Here is a 17,615-nt window from a genome sequence, read left to right on the forward strand (position 1 = left end):
TGCTAAAAGAAAACTTAGTCCTTAGCAACTTAGTATCTTAGCATCTTTTATTTCAATTTCTTTAATAATTTATCGGCTACGAGTTTTGATGACGCTGGATTTTGACCTGTAATTAAAAGTCCGTCTTCAACAGCATAAGGTTGCCAGTTTGGGCCTTTAGAAAAAATTCCGCCGTTTGAAGCTAAAGCATCTTCCAATAAAAACGGAACTACTTTAGTTAAACCGACCGCTTCTTCTTCGTCATTAGTAAATCCGGTTATTTTTTTGCCTTTTACTAAATATTCTCCATTTACTTTTACATTTTTCAAAACAGCAGGAGCGTGACATACAAATGCTACTGGTTTATTGTGCGTATAAAATGATTCGATTAAGGCGATAGAACTTCTGTTTTCTACCAAATCCCAAAGTGGGCCGTGGCCTCCTGGATAAAATACAGCATCGTAATCTTTTTGGTTAACTGTCGAAAGTTTTAAAGTGTTTTTTAATTTCTCTTGTAAAACCTTGTCAGCGTCAAAACGTTTTGTGTCTTCGGTTGCCGAAGCTGGATCGGCACTTTTTGGATCAATCGGCGGCTGGCCTCCAAGCGGAGAAGCGATTGCGATTTCTACTCCCTGATCTAATAATTCATAATATGGTGCAGCAAATTCTTCTGACCAGAATCCTGTTTTTTCTCCTGTATTGCCCAGTTTATCATTGCTGGTTACAACAAATAATACTTTTTTCATACTCTTCTTGTTTGATTTTTGAGCTTCAGCTGAAATGCCTACAGCTGTAAATGCAGTTATTGCGAATAGTGCTATTTTCTTCATAAATATTAAATTTTGAACAAATTTACGGCGAATGTGATATCAGTAAAAATAAAATAAACTATGTTTGTTATAAATAAATTTATGTCATGGTAAATCTAGAATGGTACAGAACTTTTAAGGCAGTTTACAAAAACGGTAATTTTTCAGTGGCTGCGAAGGAATTATTTATGAGTCAGCCTGCGGTTAGTCAGCAGATTTCAATGCTTGAGGCGCACGTTGGAAATAAATTATTTAACCGGAAATCAAAAGGTGTTGAACCAACCGAATACGCTAAGTTACTGAATAATTTGATTATAGACGCTCTTGACAGGCTAGAAAGTGTCGAAACCAGTTTCAGAGCTAAAGCAGAAGATGCTAATCGATTAATTTCTGTTGGAATCTCAAAACATCTTTTTGACTGTGTTGGCAATCTTTTAATTTCAAAGTTTGATTTAATCGATTTTACTTTTGCAGAAAACGACGAACTTTTTGCTTTGGTAGATGCTAAAAAACTTGACTTTGCCATTACAACCAAAAGATTTGACACTTTTGATACTACTTATGAAATTGTTGGAAAAATAAAACTGATTTTAGTTGCTCCAACAAGTTTAGATATAACAGAGTTCCGCCAAAGATTAAAAGCAGATAATTATACCGAAATTGAACAATGGCTCAATGCACAAAAATGGTACAGTCACGATGCGAGAATTCCGCATATAAAATTATTCTGGTTGCATGCCTTCAATAAAAAAAGACCTTCGATGGTACCCAATTACATTATCCCTTCAGAATCTGAAATGCTGAGACTTTTAGCTAAAAATGAAGGAATTGCTGCCACTTGGAATTGCAACGCTAGAAATTATATTAAAGAAAATAAATTGCAGCTAGTTTGGAATAGCTTTCATGTTCCAGAAGAGTTTGTGTATTTGTTAGCGCCAAAAAATAATAACGTAAAGTCGTTTTTTGATATTATTGAGAAGGAGTTAAAGCTGTTTTTTGGAAATAGATTATGATTTTGATCATTTGTTCTTAAAGCATAAAAGAGTAATTTTGATAAACAACCACTAAAAAATTTCCGATTATGAAAAAGATTATGCCTATTTTGATGTTTCCTATGTTGTTTTTTGCCATTATTTCTTGCAGTAAAAGTGACGATGAAGCAATTGTAGATTGTTTTGGAGACTCAATATTAACAGAATTAAAGCATTCGGCAGATGGAACAAATTCGAAAATAATTAATTACTCCATACAATACAGTGGAAGCAATACGGTAACTTCTGTAAAATGGGCTTTTGGCGATGGAAAAACAGAAACCATAAATACTTTGACCGGTGCTGTATCGCATACTTATAGTGCCGCAGGAACTTTTGAAGTAAAAGCGGATGTAACGCTAAAAAAAGACGGTGGAAGTTGTACTGTTAGCCCAAAGAAAAGTGTAACGGTCAACTAAAACACTGCTTATAAAAATAGTAATGAGGATCAACTTTGTAAATTTATTGCGCAAGCATAGATTACAAAGTTGATCCTCATTCGTTATATTTGTTTGATAGGATTGAGGATTATGGAAAAATTACAAAATATTAGGATTGCTGTAGATGCGATTGTTTTTGGATATAAAAACAATGGTTTATATGTGCTGTTGATTGAGCAGAAATTTGGTTCGGCAGATAAATATTGGGCATTGCCAGGAGGTTTGGTTCAAAATGATGAATCTTTGAGCGATGCCGTAATACGCGAATTGCATGAAGAAACAAATGTACAGTTGACTTTTATGGAACAATTGTACACTTTTGGAGATGATATTTATAGAGATTCTAGAAACCGCGTAATTTCGGTCGCATATTATGCTTTAGTCGATGCTTCAAACTTAGAAATTAAAGCCGATACAGATGCGGAAAGAGTGCAATGGTTTAAAATAGATGAGATTCCGTCTTTGGCCTTTGACCATAATTTAATCTTAAAAAAAGGAATAGAAAGACTTAAAGCCAAATTAACATATGAACCAATTGGTTTCGATTTGCTTCCCGAAGAATTTTTGTTTTCAGATCTTGAAAACCTTTACTGCACCATTTTAGAAAAAGAAATCGACCGTCGAAATTTCAGAAAAAAAATACTCAGTTACGGTATTTTAGAAGAAACTGAAAAATTTTCACCCATTAAAACAGGTCGTCCAGCAAAACTTTTTAAGTTCAATAAGTTGAAATATAATGAGTTAATTCAAAAAGGATTTCACTTCGAAATAAAGTTTGCGTAATTTTTACACAAAATAAATTGTTTATTCAAAATTAAATTCTACATTTGCGTAAAATTAACGCAAACTAAAAAGCTATGATACTAAATCTCGACTCAAAATTCGCTCCATTTCAAAATCAGGAAGAAATCAAATTTCAAAGTTTTACATTTTCTGGAGGTGAACCTCACATTAAAATTGCACCAGATTTTGATCCAAATAGAAAAGTGACTATTACACACCGATTAAATTCATTCAACGATTTAGGATTGTTATGCGTTACTGTTGATGCGTTACGCAGAATGGACGTTAAGATTATCGATCTTTTTATTCCGTACTTTCCAGCTGCGAGACAAGATCGTGTTATGATTCCTGGTGAGCCTTTGTCTGTAAAAGTGTATGCTGATATTATAAATGCGATGCAATTGAACAAAGTTTTTGTTTTTGATGCGCATTCTGAAGTTACTCCGGCTTTGTTGAATAATAGCACTGTAATTCCGAATTATACTTTTATAAAAGCAGTTTTAGAAAATATCGGAAATGATGTAAAACTAATTTCTCCAGATGGTGGCGCTTTGAAAAAAATCTACAAAGTTTCTGAGTTTCTGGGCGGAGTTGAGGTGGTAGAATGCAGTAAAAGCCGTGATGTAAAAACTGGAAAACTATCTGGCTTCAAAGTTTACAATGATGATTTGCAGGGAATGGATTGTTTAATCGTTGATGATATCTGCGATGGAGGAGGAACTTTCGTAGGATTAGCAGAAGAATTGAAAAAGAAAAACGCTGGTAAATTATACTTAGCAGTAAGCCACGGAATTTTCAATAAAGGGTTTGAAGTTTTAAACTGCTTTGATGGAATTTTTACCACAAATTCTTTTAAAGATTTCGAAGGTGAAAGTGTTAAGGTAATTGGATTGGATCAATTAGTTTAAAAGTTTCAAGTTTCAGGTTTCAAGTTCTCAGTGTAACGTAAATCTGAAACGAAAAAAATGTTAACTGTTTCAAGTTGAGCGAAAAACCTGAAACTTTAAACTTGAAACCAAAAACACTAACAAAATGAAATACAATATAGATACTATAGCTCCAGAAAGTAAATTTTTGTTTTTCTGGGGACATCAGCCAAGCAAAGACGGAACGGTTACTAAAACTTGTTTCAGCCAATGGTGGTTAAGTTCTTTTGAAGTGGAAGGTGTGATTTACAAAACAGCCGAACATTGGATGATGGCAAAAAAGGCAGAATTGTTTAAAGATCAGGAGATTTTAGAAAAGATCATAAAATGTAATTCACCTGCTGAAGCCAAAAAATTAGGCCGTAAAGTGAGAAATTACGATGATACAATCTGGTTGGAAAACCGATTTGAAATTGTAAAAGAAGGAAACTTTCACAAATTCGATCAAAATCAAGATTTGAAAACTTTTCTGTTAAGCACAAACGACAGGATTATTGTAGAAGCAAGTCCCGTAGATTCAATCTGGGGAATCGGAATGGCAAGCGATCATACAGATGCTTTAAATCCTGAAAAATGGAAAGGTTTGAATCTTTTAGGTTTTGCTTTGATGGAGATTAGGGATGAATTGAGATAAACTTTGAAAGATGGAAATTGAACTTCTTAAAGCGGATATAACAGAAATTGAAGTTGATGCAATTGTTAATGCAGCCAATACTTCTTTATTGGGTGGAGGCGGAGTTGACGGAGCGATTCACAGAAAGGGAGGGAAATCAATTTTAGAGGAATGTATCCAGATTCGTAATAAGCAAGGAGGATGTAAAACTGGTGAAGCGGTTATAACAACGGCGGGAAATCTGCTTTCAAAATATGTTATTCATACAGTCGGTCCGGTTTGGAATGGAGATAAAGAAGAAAAATCTAAGTTATTAGCTGATTGCTATACGAATAGTTTGAATTTAGCCATTCAAAAAGGAATTAAATCTATTGCTTTCCCGAATATAAGTACTGGAATTTATCATTTTCCAAAAGATAAAGCAGCAGAAATTGCAGTAAGAACTGTAAAAGATTTTGATAAATCAGATGAAATAGAAAAGGTAATATTTGTCTGTTTCGATGATGAAAATTACAAGATTTACAAAAGCCTTTTGTTAATGTTCCAGCGGAACATTTCATAGATAGAAAAAATGTGGATTTGGTTGAGTTTACGTTCCGTAGGAACGTTTGATCAACAGAATAATAATTAAAAAAATAAACACAATCACGTTATTGTGTTCTAATAAAATGAAAATAGAATTAAAAAAATATAGCGAGCAATTAGAAGAATGGCCAAAATCAGGTCATCATATAATGGCTCAGTATGATGATGAAAAAATAATAGTATATCAATCGTATCGGAAAGAAATCGGTGAATTTGCCGTAAAAAATCAGTTTTTTGGAGGTGCTTTTAGTCTTGATAGAATGACGTGGATTAAACCTAACTTTCTTTGGATGATGTACAGAAATGGATGGGGAACTAAAGAAGGACAAGAAGTTGTTTTGGCAATTCATCTAAAAAGAGAGGCATTTGAGAAATATCTTCAAAACGCAGTTTATTCTTCTTATAATGCAGATTTAAACATGAGTTATGAAGAATGGCAAACAGAAGTGAAAACATCTTCAGTGCGTTTGCAGTGGGATCCAGATCACGATCCCTACGGAGGAAAATTAGAAAGAAGGGCAATTCAGATCGGTTTGCGAGATGAATTTACAAGATCGTACTCCAAAGAAGATATTTTGTTAATCGAAGACATTTCTGATTTTGTAAAAGAGCAATATGAATTTGTTCAAAAAAGAGAATTGGAAAAATTATTGATTCCTGCTGAAAAGCCTCTTGTCTTTCGAGATTCAGAATTGAATAAAAAACTAAAAATTTCTGTAAATCATGAATGAAAATATAGCAAAGAGCGTCAGCAAGTTTTTAAGTTTGGTGCTCAGACATTCGCCAGAAAAAATCGGATTAAAATTAGATGAAAACGGTTGGGCAGATGTCAATGAATTAATAGAAAAATGTACTAAAAAAGGGAATCGTCTCGATGCCGAACTTTTAGATTACGTAGTAGAAAATAATGATAAAAAGCGGTTCGCTTATAACGAAGATAAATCTAAAATCCGTGCAAGTCAGGGACATTCGATTTCGGTTGAATTAAATTTAGCAGAAACAGAACCTTCAGAATATCTGTATCACGGAACCGTTGGAAAATTCATGGAAAACATTCAAAAAGAAGGATTGAAAAAAATGAACCGTCAGCATGTGCATCTTTCCAAAGACAAAGAAACCGCAACCAAAGTGGGAAGCAGAAGAGGAGTTCCGCAGATTCTGACCGTTAGAAGCGGCGCCATGCATAGAGACGGATTTAAATTTTATTTATCCGAAAACAATGTTTGGTTGACAGATGAAGTTCCAGCAAAGTATATCGAGTTTAAATCATGAAAAGAACCTTAGTTTTTGGAGACATTCATGGCGGATTAAAAGCTTTGATTCAGTTATTGGAAAGAATTGATTATACAGAAAATGACCGATTTATTTTTCTAGGAGATTATGTCGACGGTTGGAGCGAATCTAAACAGTTAATTGATTTTCTTATGGATTTATCTCAAAAACAGGAATGTATTTTTATAAAAGGAAATCATGATGCCTGGTGTCTGGAATGGTTGGAGAATGATGTTGTAAACGATATTTGGTTTTTGCACGGAGGAAAATCGACTATAGAAAGTTATGAGGGAATTGATTCTTCTCAAAAACAAAAACATCGTGATTTTTTCAATTCAATGAAGGATTACTTTGTAGACGAAAATAATAATTTGTTCATCCACGCTGGTTTTTCATCGATGCATGGTCCAAAAAAAGAACATTACAAAACCAATTATTCGTGGGATAGAACGTTGTGGGAAATGGCTTTGACAATGGATAAAAGAATTCAAAAAGATTCACTTTCATATCCAAAACGATTACTGCTTTTTAATGAAATTTATATTGGTCACACGCCAACGCTTCATTATGATGTCGAAATTCCGATGCAAGGCTGTAATGTTTGGAATATCGATACTGGAGCTGGTTTTTACGGAAAATTGACTTGTTTGGATGTTGAAACGAAAGTTTTTTGGCAGAGCGATGCTGTACAGACATTTTATCCAAATGAAAAAGGAAGAAATAAATAGTCATGAAGAAAATTTATAAAGCACCAGAAGAAATTCCCTTGCAAATTGATTTAAAAACCATTTTCTTAGCAGGTTCTATAGAGATGGATAAAGCGGTTGATTGGCAGAAAAAATGCGAAGAATTACTGCAAGATCAATTTGTTGTTTTTAATCCAAGAAGAAATGAATGGGATAGCAGCTGGTCACAAACTATAGAAAATATTCATTTTAAGGAACAAGTAGATTGGGAACTTGATGCACTTGAAAAAGCAGATATTATTATTATGTATTTTGCAGACAATACAATGTCACCAATATCGTTGCTAGAGTTTGGACTCTATGCGCAATCGAATAAAATGAAAGTAGTTGTCGAAGAGAATTTCTGGCGAAAAGGCAATATCGATATTGTTTGCGAAAGATATTCGGTACAACAATTTAAAACATTAGAAGAGTTAATTCAGAATTTATTAAATAGAAAATATATGAACCCACTATTATTAACCGACGGTTACAAAGTTGACCACAGAAGACAATACCCAGACGGAACAACATTAGTATATTCTAACTGGACACCTCGTAAATCTAGATTAGAAGAAGTTGATGAAGTTGTATTTTTCGGATTGCAGTATTTCATTAAAAAATATATTATTCATGACTTTGAAGAGTATTTCTTTAAAAAGTCAAAAGAAGAAGTTGTAGCAAAATACGCTCGCAGAATCAATAATTATTTGGGCGAAAACCAAGTTGGAACTAAACATATTGAAGATTTACACGATTTAGGATACATTCCGATGGTTTTTAAAGCTTTGCCAGAAGGAGCAAGTGTGCCGTTGAGAGTGCCAATGTTTACTATGTATAATACTATTCCAGAGTTTTTCTGGCTGACAAATTATTTCGAAACTTTACTATCTGCTGTAATCTGGCTTCCTTGTAACTCAGCTACAATTGCAAAAGAGTATAGAAAAGTTTTAGATAAATATGCAGACCAGACTTCATCTGTTCCAGAATTTGTAGATTGGCAGGCACACGATTTCTCTATGAGAGGAATGGGCGGAATTGAAGCGGCTTTAACTTCTGCAGCGGGACATTTATTGAGTTTTAAAGGATCTGACACAATTCCTGCAATTGATTTCTTAGAAGAATATTACAAAGCTAATTCAGATCAAGAATTGGTTGCGGGTTCAGTTGCTGCGACAGAGCATTCTGTTATGTGTATGGGAACTACGGAAGGCGAGTATGAAACTTTCAAAAGGTTGATAACGGAAGTATATCCAAAAGGAATTGTTTCTATCGTTTCTGATACTTGGGATTTATGGAAAGTTTTAACTGATTACCTTCCAAGATTGAGAGAAGATATCGTTTCAAGAGAAGGAAAAGTGGTAATTCGTCCTGATAGCGGTGATCCAGTTGATATTATCTGCGGAAATCCAAACGGAAAAACAGAGCAAGAGAAAAAAGGTGTTATCGAATTGCTTTGGGATGTTTTTGGAGGTACAACAAACGCAAAAGGATTTAAAGAATTGGTTCCGCAAATTGGAGCTATTTACGGAGATAGTATTACGGTAGCAAGAGCAACTCAAATTTGCGAAAGATTAAAAGAAAAAGGATTTGCTTCTACGAATGTTGTTTTAGGAATCGGATCTTTCACCTATCAATATAATACTAGAGATACTTTCGGATTTGCAATGAAAGCAACTTACGGAGAAGTAAACGGAGAGGGAAGAGCCATTTTCAAAGATCCGATTACTGATGACGGAACCAAAAAATCTGCCAAAGGATTAATGAAAATTGATCTAATTGACGGGAAGTATCATTTAACTGATAATGTTTCTTGGGAAGAAGAAAAACAAGGTGAATTGAAGGAAGTTTTCAGAGATGGAAAACTTTTGATTGATCAATCACTGAGTGAAATAAGAACGAGAGTGAAAAATGAAGTAAGCGTTGAAGCTTAATTATAAACAGAAAACCTGAATATAAGTTCAGATTTTTTTATGAATTTATAAATGTAATGAGACCTTTGTCAAAGTTTTGAACTTTGACAAAGGTTATTTTTTGAAATGAATTACCTCCAGTTTTAACCGGAGGTTTAAAAATATCGCGATCTTCATCGGCTTTAGCCAAATTGCGATAGTTAGGCTAAAGCCATTTACTGTATAAAACAAAAACCTCCAGTTAAAACTGGAGGCAATTCAATTTCTTAAATTATTTATTTCTTATAAAAATTATTATGATCAATATATTCCCAAACTTTCGGTGGCAATAAAGGCTGAATATTTTTGCCTTCTTTAATGCTATTTCTGATAAAAGTCGAAGAGATCTCTACAATCGGCGCATCGATTACATGAATTTTAGGATGCGATTTTAATTCGACATTTTCAGGTTCGTCAGAAATTCTCGGATATACATAAATATCATGATTTTCAAGAATTACTTCATAGTTTCTCCATTTATGAAATGTCTTCAGATTGTCTTCGCCCATAATTAAAGAAAATTCATGAGTTGGATATTTCTCTTTTAAATGCTCTAGAGTAATTACGGTATAACTTGGTTGAGGCAATTTAAACTCAATATCCGACGGTTTTATCTTCGGATAATCTTCTGTTGCCAGATAAACCATTTGAAGGCGCTGTTGGTCGTCTAATAAAGTAGATTTCTTTTTTAACGGATTATGTGGCGTAACAACCATCCAAATCTGATCTAAATCTGCAAACTCAGCCATATGATTGGCAATGATCAAATGACCAACGTGTATAGGATTGTATGTTCCGAAGTAAAGACCTATTTTCATTTTTTATAGTTTCGCAGAGAGTCGCTAAGATAGCACAAAGATTCGCAAAGTTTAAAAAACCTTTTGCGAATCTCCGTGTTTGTCTTTGTGAATCTTTGCGTAATAAAATTACTTATTTATGAACTCTTTCACTAATTGATATGCTTCTTCTTTAGCAGTATCTAAATCGTAGTTTTTAATAATGGTATCAAATTGAGGAGCAGTTGCCAATTCAACCGAAGCTTTTGCAATGCGCATATTAATTTTATCATCGCTTTCTGTAGAGCGCTGTTTTAATCTGCGTTTTAGCTCATCAACACTTGGTGGTTTTACGAAAACGGCTAAAGTCTGTTCTGGAAATTTATGTTTAATACGAAGACCGCCGGCAACATCGATGTCAAAAATTACATTTTTGCCCATTGCCCAAATTCGTTCAATTTCTGCTTTTAAAGTTCCGTAGAAATTATCGCGGTACACTTCTTCCCATTCCAAGAATTCTTCGGCTTTAATGTGTTTTTTGAATTGTTCCAGCGAAATAAAGTAATAATCTTTTCCGTGTTCTTCCTCTCCGCGTGGGTCGCGAGATGCTGCAGAGATTGAAAATTCTAAGTTTAAATCTTCTTTCCCAAGTAAATGTTTTACGATAGTTGTTTTTCCTGAGCCTGAGGGTGCCGAAAAAACAATTAATTTTCCTTTGTTCATTAGTTTATGCTTTAGGCTTTAAGCAATATGCTTTAAGCTTTAGTATTTGTGCGGTATTTTGTTGCCTATGGCTTATTGCTTAAAGCTTATAGCGTTTACAAAACATTCAATACTTGTTCCTTAATTTTCTCCAATTCATCCTTCATCATCACGACTAATTTCTGCATTTGAGCATGATTTGATTTAGAACCCATTGTATTGATTTCGCGTCCCATTTCCTGAGTAATGAAACCAAGTTTTCTTCCGTTGGCTTCAGAACCGTTTAAAGTTTCTGTAAAGTAATCCAAATGATTTCCTAAACGTACTTTTTCTTCTGTAATATCTAATTTCTCTAAATAATAGATTAATTCCTGTTCAAAACGATTTTCGTCAACATTAACCTGTAATTCTGAAATTGCAGTTTGCAAACGATCTTTAATAGCTTGTATACGCTCTGGATCAAGTGCCAATGTGTCGTTCATATATTGGCGAATATTTCCAATTCTTAAATTGAATTCCTTTTCAAGAGATTCTCCTTCGTCTTTACGGAAGTTTAAAATATTTTGAAGTGCTTCGTCAATAATTACCTGAATTTGCTCCCAGTCATTTTCATCGATTTCTTCACGCTCTGTTTTTAATGTGTCAGGCATACGAACGGCCATTTTCATTAACTCAGTTTCGTCGGCATCAGGATTTACTTCTTTTAACTGTGCGATATAATTTTTTACAACAGGTACGTTTACTTTTGTTGAAGTCTGTTCTGCAGTGCTTTCTACATAGATTGCAAAATCAATTTTTCCTCTTTCTAGTTTGGTCGAAATAAGAGTTCGCAAACCAAGTTCCATCTCGCGGTAAACCGATGGCATTCTTACATTTAAATCTAAACCTTTACTGTTTAGGGATTTTACTTCAACGGTAATTTTTTTTGTAGGCAATTGCAAAGAAGCTTTGCCAAACCCTGTCATAGATTGTATCATATAATTGAGTATAAAGGCGCAAAGATAAATAAAAGTTTGCTCTATTTGGTTGGAAATTAGTATTCAGTCAGAGTTTTCACTTTAACAAGAAAAAAAATAGCTTTTTAGCTCAAAGCATTTATCACTTCGGCTACATTTTTTTGGCTGTTGCCAATGTAAATTTTTCCATCAATAATAAAAACTGGACGGCTTAAGAACGTGTAATGTTCTAAAATGTATTTTTTGAAATCGGCTTCTGTTAAAGCTTGATCTTTAAGTCCCATTGATTTGTATAGCTGTGCTTTTCGGCTGAATAATGCTTCGTAACTTCCAGCAAGTTTGTGCATTTCTTCCAATTGTTCTTCAGTAATCGGATCTTGTCTGATGTCTTGAAAAACAAGATTGTTTTCAGGTAAACTTTTGATGATTTTTCTGCAAGTGTCACAAGACGATAAATAATATATTTTGTCCATTATTTTATGAATTTGTTAGAATGCAAAGAAAATCCATTTGAAACTTAAAAATGACTAATTTTAGAAAAAAAATAAAATTATGAGTTCAGTTTTTGATGTACAAAAAACAATTAGAGAAGTTCTTTTGAAAATCTTAGATAGTCATTCATTAGAACAATTAAACAAAATTCCAGATGGTTTCAACAATAATATTATTTGGAATATGGGCCATTGTATTTCTTCGCAACAGGTTTTGGTCTATAAATTATCGGGCCTTCCAACAATGGTTTCTGAAGATTTCGTTAACAAATATAAAAAAGGAACCAAACCAGAAGGAGATGTTTCTCAAGCTGAGGTTGATGAAATTAGAACATTGCTTTCAACAACATTAGAAAAAACAAAAAATGATTTTGAAAGCGGTCTGTTTGTTAATTATCATGAATACACAACTAGTATCGGATTTACGCTTCGCCATATTCAAGGAGCTTTAGATTTTAATAATTTTCATGAAGGGCTTCATACTGGAGTTATAATGGCACTTAGAAAAAAGTTGTAATCAAAGGAAGAATTCTTACATTTGGGTTTAATTTAAAATTAGTTATGAATTCAATTTTTAAGACTCAATACGCCATAAGAAAAGTTTTGATTGATGTATTAGAAAGTTGTTCGCTAGAACAATTAAACAAGATTCCGGATGGTTTTAATAACAATATAATTTGGAATATAGCACATTGTGTTGCAGCACAACAAACATTAGTATATAAATTGTCGGGACTTTCTACTATGGTTTCGGAAGAATTTATTGTGAAATATCGAAAAGGAACAAAACCAGAAAGTGATGTTTCTCAGCAAGAAGTTGATGAGATAAGAGGATTTCTTTCTACAACATTAGAGAATACAAGAAATGATTTTACTAGTGGACTTTTTGTCGATTATAATGAATATACAACCAGTATGGGATTTACATTGAGTAACGTTCAAGATGCTTTAGATTTTAATAACTATCATGAAGGACTTCATACTGGAGTTATAATGACGCTAAGAAAATTGGTTTAAATAAAAGGAACTCAAAAAAACAATTGCAAAATTCTTATTTTTTCAGTTGTTTTTAATTAAAAAATATGGATTCAGTTTTTGAAATACAATATACTAATAGACAAATTTTAGTTGACATATTAGATAGTCATTCTTTAGAACAATTAAATAAAATCCCATCAGGTTTTAATAATAATATTATTTGGAATGCTGCACATTGCATTGCTGTTCAGCAGAGTGTAATATATAAATTGTCTGGACTTTCTTCAATTGTTTCAGACGAATTTATTTTGAAGTATAAACAAGGAACTAGACCAGAAAGTCCTGTTTCGCAAATAGAAGTCGAAGAGATTAAGAAATTATTGTTGACTACTTTAGATCAAACTGTCAAAGATTATAAGGAAAATAAGTTTTTGAATTACAGGAAATATAAAACAAGTTTAGGTCAAGGTTATGTTTTAAAAGATATTGCAAGCGCATTAGATTTTAATACTTATCATGAAGGTACTCATTCTGGTATGGTAATGATTCTTAAAAAGTTTGTTTAAACAAAAATCCCGCTTAAAGCGGGATTTTTTTTATTCTATTATAGTTTCTATGGTAACCTTCATTGCTCCGGCACCTTTACTTTTTGTAATGTCCATAAAAGCTCTTTTAGACAAATCGATTTCGCGGGTTTTTACAAATGGACCGCGGTCTGTAATTTTTACGATAACAAATTTACCGTTGGCTTCATTGGTTACTTTTACTCTAGTTCCAAAAGGAAGCTTTTTATGAGCTGCTGTGTAGCTGTTGTTGTTGAATCGGCTTCCGTTAGCGGTTCTTTTTCCGTTAAAACGATCTGCATAGTAGGAGGCATGAGCGTTTTTTTTGTATGGTCTAAGTTTTAAACCTTTGTCTGTAAAAACAGAATCCGGCAATGGGATAATAGTTGGTTTTACATTCTTAACAGTATCTTGAATAATTTTAGGTTCTGTTGTAGGTTTGGTCTGGCTTATCATGTAGGTAAAGCCGCTAATTAAGGTTAAAGCGATTGTGGCGAATAAAATGTTTTTTTTATTTCTCATGGGTTATTCTTTTTCAGACTTGGGGGGAGTTTGTACAAATAATATGCCGAGATAAAAAAAGCCCTGATAAAGGGCTTTTAATTGGTATTTTTTAGAACCAAAGATTCCATGGAATTCTACTTAAAATAAGCAATAATCCTAATGTGTAAAAAATAGCAAAGGTTTTAAATTTAGCTTCGCTATTCACTAATTTTTTATGTTTAGACCACCCAATAGTAATTAGGATGATAGCAATAATGTTAATTAGAGGGTGCTCTAATGACGTTAATCTTAATTCAGCATTAGACATTTGTCCAAATGCTGCTTTTCCAAGTGGAGAAACAAAATATAAGATTAAACCAATCAATAATTGCGTGTGTGTGCCGATTAAAGCAAATAAAGCGATTTTACGGTCTTTAGCTGTAAACTCTTTTTTTGAAGTTACTCCGATAATAGCGTTAACAACTGCTACTACTAGAAGAAGCAATGCTAAGTATGCCCAGCCAGAGTGAAATTTTTGTAGAAAATTATACATAAGGGGTGTTTTTTGTTCAAAAACAAATATAACAAAAATGGCTATAAAAAAACGGCATTAAACTTAAAAGTCAATGCCGTTTTTATTATTTATTTAGATTCTAAATTTTAGAAATCGTAACGTAAACTAAAGTTCCAAGTTCTACCGAATCCGAAGAAAACCTGGTTAACATTTGCTACTCCTTGGTAAAGCATTCCATTAGAAGCATATGTTCCTTTAGATCCTACTGGTTGTCCTGATGCTACTGGTAAGTAATCATCTGCAAAAGTGTTAGTTCTAGACTCAGCAATGTAGATCTTATCAAATAAGTTGTTGATGTTTAATCTGAAATTAACTGATTTGTCTTTGTCTTTACCTACTAACATTTTGTATGAGAAACCAGCATCAAACAATCCGTAAGAAGGTAATTGTAAAGCACCTTTGTTGTTTGGATCTGAGAAGTTAATTGGGCTTAATCCAGCATACAATTTATCATTGTAGTTGTAGTTAGCATCGATAGTTACTCTTGTCAAAACTTCGTAAGAAGCTCCTAAAGAAGCTGTTAATTGAGCAGCATCACCAACTTTTACTTTGTCCATGTACACAGGAGTTGCTGTATATCCAGTTACTGGTGTGTTATCTGCTTGATAGTAAGCGTTAACAGTTGCATTTCCTTTGTACTCCCAAATACCGTAAGAGAACATACCGTTAACTCTAAATTTATCAGTAATGTTAGAAGAAAGTTCTAACTCAGCTCCAGAGTGTACCTCGTTAAGACCAACGTATTCTGTGTATGTACTTGCATCAGTTGGTAATGCGTTACCTTTTAAGTATCTGTCATTCCAAGTTGTGTTGTACAAGTTAAGAGTTGCATTCAAGAATCTTGAACGGAAACCGTATCCAGCCTCAAATCCGATAATTTTTTCGTTAGTAAGGTTAGGGTTTACAGTAGATCTGTTGTTTGGATAAACTGAGTTAAAGAATGGTTGTCTTGAGTAGTATCCAGCATTAACGTAAACATTGTGTTTTTCGTTGATGTTGTAGTTAGCTCCTCCTTTAACGTTACCACCTAAGATGTTTTTGTAATCTGTAGATGCCAATGGATCTGTTGGTAAGTAAACGAAATCATCTTCTCTCTTAAATCCTTGTTGAGAAATAGCTCCTTGAACAAATGCAGTCAAATTATCTTTAGAGTACTCTAATTGAGTAAATGCTCCATACCATCTTACTTTTCCAGTACTGTTGAATGAGATTTTTTCGTATTGTCTATCGTCAAAAACATTCCATTGTACTTTAGTAGCATAAGTTTCTGTAAGATGTCTTCCTCCTGGTTTTAAGCTTGCAACGTTGTTGTCAAAAAACTCGTCACCACCTAATCTGTCATTAACTACTGTAAAGTGGTATCCAGTATAAGTTCTCGCGTCTAAACCAAAATCTAATGTTAAAGTGCTAGATAATTTTTTGTTTAAGTTAATCAAAGCTCCAAACCAGTCATGAGAGTTGATAGATGAAGTTTGTGAAATACCTGAAGTAGTATTGTAAACATAAGGAGATGTAGCAGTTCCTGAACCAGTTCTACCTGTTGAAGAGCTGTTTTGGTAAACACCACCAATTTGTGTTCTAGTTCTGTTTGCCCCATTGAAGAAAACACTTCCAGTACCGTTGTTCCATGCTTGGATTTTGTTGTAATCAACTGATCCGTCAGGTAATAAGAAAGCAGCAGAGTTATATAAGTTTCCTCCAATACCACCCGTAGCACTTGCACCTGCTCCACGACCCATAGAAGCGTAAGCAACAGTAGAAAGTTTTGTAGTTTCGTTGATTTTGTAATCCCAGTTAAGAGAAGCTACTGGTTTGTGGTAGTAGTTTTTTCTGATGTTATATTCTTCACCATTTAAAGTTCCTGCGTCAGCATTATATCTGATGTTCGGCTCAGTTAAAGAACCATATTTTTGGTAAGTAGCAATAGTAGATACAGTAGATCTTTGGTTGTGCCATTGTGGCGCTCCTGTTACTGTCAATTGGAAATCGTGCTTATCATTTTTAGTAGCATATCCTAAAGCAATGTAGTAGTTAGAACCTTCAAATGCAGTACCATTGATGTATCCATCTCCCATTGTTTGAGATAATAAAACAGAAGCAGAAAGTCCGTTTGATAATTTTCCAGTATTGTAAGAACCTTGAATTTTAAAGTTTCTTGCATTACCAAATCCAGAAGAGAATGATCCTCCTTCTTTCTTGTCAGAAGATTTAGTTACAATGTTGATTGTTCCCCCTACAGATGGTGTAGCTAATTTAGAAGAACCTAAACCTCTTTGAACCTGCATAGCAGATGTTACATCTGATAAACCTGCCCAGTTACTCCAGTAAACAGAACCATTTTCCATGTCGTTAACTGGCATACCGTTAATCATAACTGCGATGTTATTTTGGTTGAAACCACGAATGTTAATTCTAGAATCTCCAAAACCACCACCTGATTTAGTAACGTAAACAGAAGGTGTGTTTCTTAAAATCTCTGGAAACTCTTGAGTTCCAAGTTTTTCTTGAATTTCAGCAGCTTTAATTGTAGAAACAGCTACTGGTGTTTTTCTGTCTTTTGCAATATCTACAACTGTACTTTTTACAACAATCTCGCTCAATTCGTTAGAATTTGAAGCTAAAGTGATTGTTCCTAAGTTTGTAGTTGCACCATTTGCTACTGTAAATTTTACAGTTTGGTTGTCATAACCTAAAAAAGAGATTACAATCTCTCCTGTGCTTGATGGCGATGTAAGTGTAAATTTACCATCAAAATCTGTTGAAGTTGCTATAGTAGATCCTTTGATCACTACATTTGCTCCTGGTAAACCTCCTGTTCCGTCGGTAATTTTACCAGTAACCTTTCCTTGAGAAAATACGGTCGAAACTATCATAAAAAATAGTCCAGTCAGTAACCAATTTTTCATTTTCTTCATTTTGTTATTGAGTTTATTGTTTTTGGCAAAATTATAACAAATAACTCAGATAGTGTTATCGA

At 33.6% G+C, this 17,615-nt stretch carries 21 protein-coding genes and 1 pseudogene; 14 read left to right on the forward strand and 8 right to left on the reverse strand.

Annotated elements, in window-relative coordinates:
• Positions 1-47: 47 nt before the first annotated feature.
• A complete protein-coding gene (locus DMB71_RS09355; RefSeq protein ID WP_162614809.1) occupies positions 48-809 on the reverse strand; it encodes a type 1 glutamine amidotransferase domain-containing protein in 762 nt (253 codons plus the stop codon).
• Between the two features lie 86 nt (positions 810-895).
• On the opposite strand from DMB71_RS09355, the gene DMB71_RS09360 reads away from it, so the two are divergent.
• From DMB71_RS09360 to DMB71_RS09405, 11 genes and pseudogenes are all read left to right on the forward strand, one after another.
• Positions 896-1,801 (forward strand): LysR family transcriptional regulator, encoded by a 906-nt coding sequence (locus DMB71_RS09360; protein ID WP_111365571.1) that lies wholly within the window; start codon positions 896-898, stop codon positions 1,799-1,801.
• 68 nt (positions 1,802-1,869) lie between these two features.
• Positions 1,870-2,238: a PKD domain-containing protein gene (locus DMB71_RS09365; RefSeq protein WP_111365573.1), complete on the forward strand. Its 369-nt coding sequence runs from the start codon at positions 1,870-1,872 to the stop codon at positions 2,236-2,238.
• A gap of 111 nt (positions 2,239-2,349) precedes the next feature.
• On the forward strand, positions 2,350-3,042 hold the full coding sequence (locus DMB71_RS09370) for an NUDIX hydrolase (protein WP_111365575.1): 693 nt from the start codon (positions 2,350-2,352) through the stop codon (positions 3,040-3,042).
• A gap of 74 nt (positions 3,043-3,116) precedes the next feature.
• Positions 3,117-3,950 (forward strand): ribose-phosphate diphosphokinase, encoded by an 834-nt coding sequence (gene prs, locus DMB71_RS09375; RefSeq protein WP_111365577.1) that lies wholly within the window; start codon positions 3,117-3,119, stop codon positions 3,948-3,950.
• A 124-nt stretch (positions 3,951-4,074) separates the two neighbouring features.
• A complete protein-coding gene (locus DMB71_RS09380; RefSeq protein ID WP_111365579.1) occupies positions 4,075-4,602 on the forward strand; it encodes an NADAR family protein in 528 nt (175 codons plus the stop codon).
• A gap of 10 nt (positions 4,603-4,612) precedes the next feature.
• Positions 4,613-5,143 (forward strand): O-acetyl-ADP-ribose deacetylase, encoded by a 531-nt coding sequence (locus DMB71_RS09385; RefSeq protein ID WP_111365581.1) that lies wholly within the window; start codon positions 4,613-4,615, stop codon positions 5,141-5,143.
• A gap of 106 nt (positions 5,144-5,249) precedes the next feature.
• The gene (locus tag DMB71_RS09390) at positions 5,250-5,897 is read left to right on the forward strand and encodes a DUF4291 domain-containing protein (protein WP_111365583.1); all 648 of its coding nucleotides are present in this window, start codon (positions 5,250-5,252) and stop codon (positions 5,895-5,897) included.
• Positions 5,890-6,438: an RNA 2'-phosphotransferase gene (locus DMB71_RS09395; protein ID WP_111365585.1), complete on the forward strand. Its 549-nt coding sequence runs from the start codon at positions 5,890-5,892 to the stop codon at positions 6,436-6,438. Before DMB71_RS09390 ends, DMB71_RS09395 begins: the two co-directional genes overlap by 8 nt.
• Positions 6,435-7,166 (forward strand): metallophosphoesterase family protein, encoded by a 732-nt coding sequence (locus DMB71_RS09400; protein ID WP_111365587.1) that lies wholly within the window; start codon positions 6,435-6,437, stop codon positions 7,164-7,166. The genes DMB71_RS09395 and DMB71_RS09400 overlap by 4 nt, the downstream gene beginning before the upstream one ends.
• A 2-nt stretch (positions 7,167-7,168) precedes the next feature.
• Positions 7,169-7,516, forward strand: a pseudogene (locus DMB71_RS22240) (nucleoside 2-deoxyribosyltransferase domain-containing protein); the annotation flags it as partial.
• Between the two features lie 111 nt (positions 7,517-7,627).
• Complete coding sequence (locus DMB71_RS09405; protein ID WP_204251785.1) at positions 7,628-9,097, forward strand: nicotinate phosphoribosyltransferase; 1,470 nt, start codon at positions 7,628-7,630, stop codon at positions 9,095-9,097.
• Positions 9,098-9,351: 254 nt separating this feature from the next.
• Here DMB71_RS09405 and nadD read toward each other — a convergent pair whose 3' ends face one another.
• The 4 genes from nadD to DMB71_RS09425 form a co-directional block, all read right to left on the reverse strand.
• On the reverse strand, positions 9,352-9,933 hold the full coding sequence (nadD, locus tag DMB71_RS09410) for a nicotinate (nicotinamide) nucleotide adenylyltransferase (RefSeq protein ID WP_111365591.1): 582 nt from the start codon (positions 9,931-9,933) through the stop codon (positions 9,352-9,354).
• 108 nt (positions 9,934-10,041) lie between these two features.
• Entirely contained in the window at positions 10,042-10,614 is a 573-nt protein-coding gene (gmk, locus tag DMB71_RS09415; protein WP_068842021.1) for a guanylate kinase, read from the reverse strand.
• Positions 10,615-10,709: 95 nt separating this feature from the next.
• Positions 10,710-11,570: a YicC/YloC family endoribonuclease gene (locus DMB71_RS09420; protein WP_111365593.1), complete on the reverse strand. Its 861-nt coding sequence runs from the start codon at positions 11,568-11,570 to the stop codon at positions 10,710-10,712.
• Positions 11,571-11,674: 104 nt separating this feature from the next.
• Positions 11,675-12,022 (reverse strand): arsenate reductase family protein, encoded by a 348-nt coding sequence (locus tag DMB71_RS09425; protein WP_111365595.1) that lies wholly within the window; start codon positions 12,020-12,022, stop codon positions 11,675-11,677.
• A 79-nt stretch (positions 12,023-12,101) separates the two neighbouring features.
• On the opposite strand from DMB71_RS09425, the gene DMB71_RS09430 reads away from it, so the two are divergent.
• The 3 genes from DMB71_RS09430 to DMB71_RS09440 all read left to right on the forward strand — a co-directional run bounded on the left by DMB71_RS09430 (position 12,102) and on the right by DMB71_RS09440 (position 13,584).
• Positions 12,102-12,557, forward strand: a complete 456-nt coding sequence (locus tag DMB71_RS09430) for a DinB family protein (RefSeq protein WP_111365597.1) — start codon at positions 12,102-12,104, stop codon at positions 12,555-12,557.
• Between the two features lie 44 nt (positions 12,558-12,601).
• Positions 12,602-13,057, forward strand: coding sequence for a DinB family protein (locus tag DMB71_RS09435; protein ID WP_111365599.1), 456 nt, complete (start codon positions 12,602-12,604; stop codon positions 13,055-13,057).
• Between the two features lie 65 nt (positions 13,058-13,122).
• Entirely contained in the window at positions 13,123-13,584 is a 462-nt protein-coding gene (locus DMB71_RS09440) for a DinB family protein (protein WP_111365601.1), read from the forward strand.
• A gap of 30 nt (positions 13,585-13,614) precedes the next feature.
• Here the strand turns inward: DMB71_RS09440 and DMB71_RS09445 are convergent, their stop codons facing one another.
• The 3 genes from DMB71_RS09445 to DMB71_RS09455 form a co-directional block, all read right to left on the reverse strand.
• Complete coding sequence (locus DMB71_RS09445) at positions 13,615-14,103, reverse strand: septal ring lytic transglycosylase RlpA family protein (protein WP_111365603.1); 489 nt, start codon at positions 14,101-14,103, stop codon at positions 13,615-13,617.
• Between the two features lie 91 nt (positions 14,104-14,194).
• A complete protein-coding gene (locus tag DMB71_RS09450; protein WP_111365605.1) occupies positions 14,195-14,617 on the reverse strand; it encodes a hypothetical protein in 423 nt (140 codons plus the stop codon).
• A 107-nt stretch (positions 14,618-14,724) separates the two neighbouring features.
• Positions 14,725-17,553 carry a TonB-dependent receptor gene (locus DMB71_RS09455; protein ID WP_111365607.1) on the reverse strand — a complete coding sequence of 943 codons (2,829 nt, stop codon included), beginning with the start codon at positions 17,551-17,553 and terminating at the stop codon, positions 14,725-14,727.
• Positions 17,554-17,615: the final 62 nt, after the last annotated feature.

The organism is Flavobacterium tistrianum (assembly GCF_003254545.1).
Classification (GTDB): domain Bacteria; phylum Bacteroidota; class Bacteroidia; order Flavobacteriales; family Flavobacteriaceae; genus Flavobacterium; species Flavobacterium tistrianum.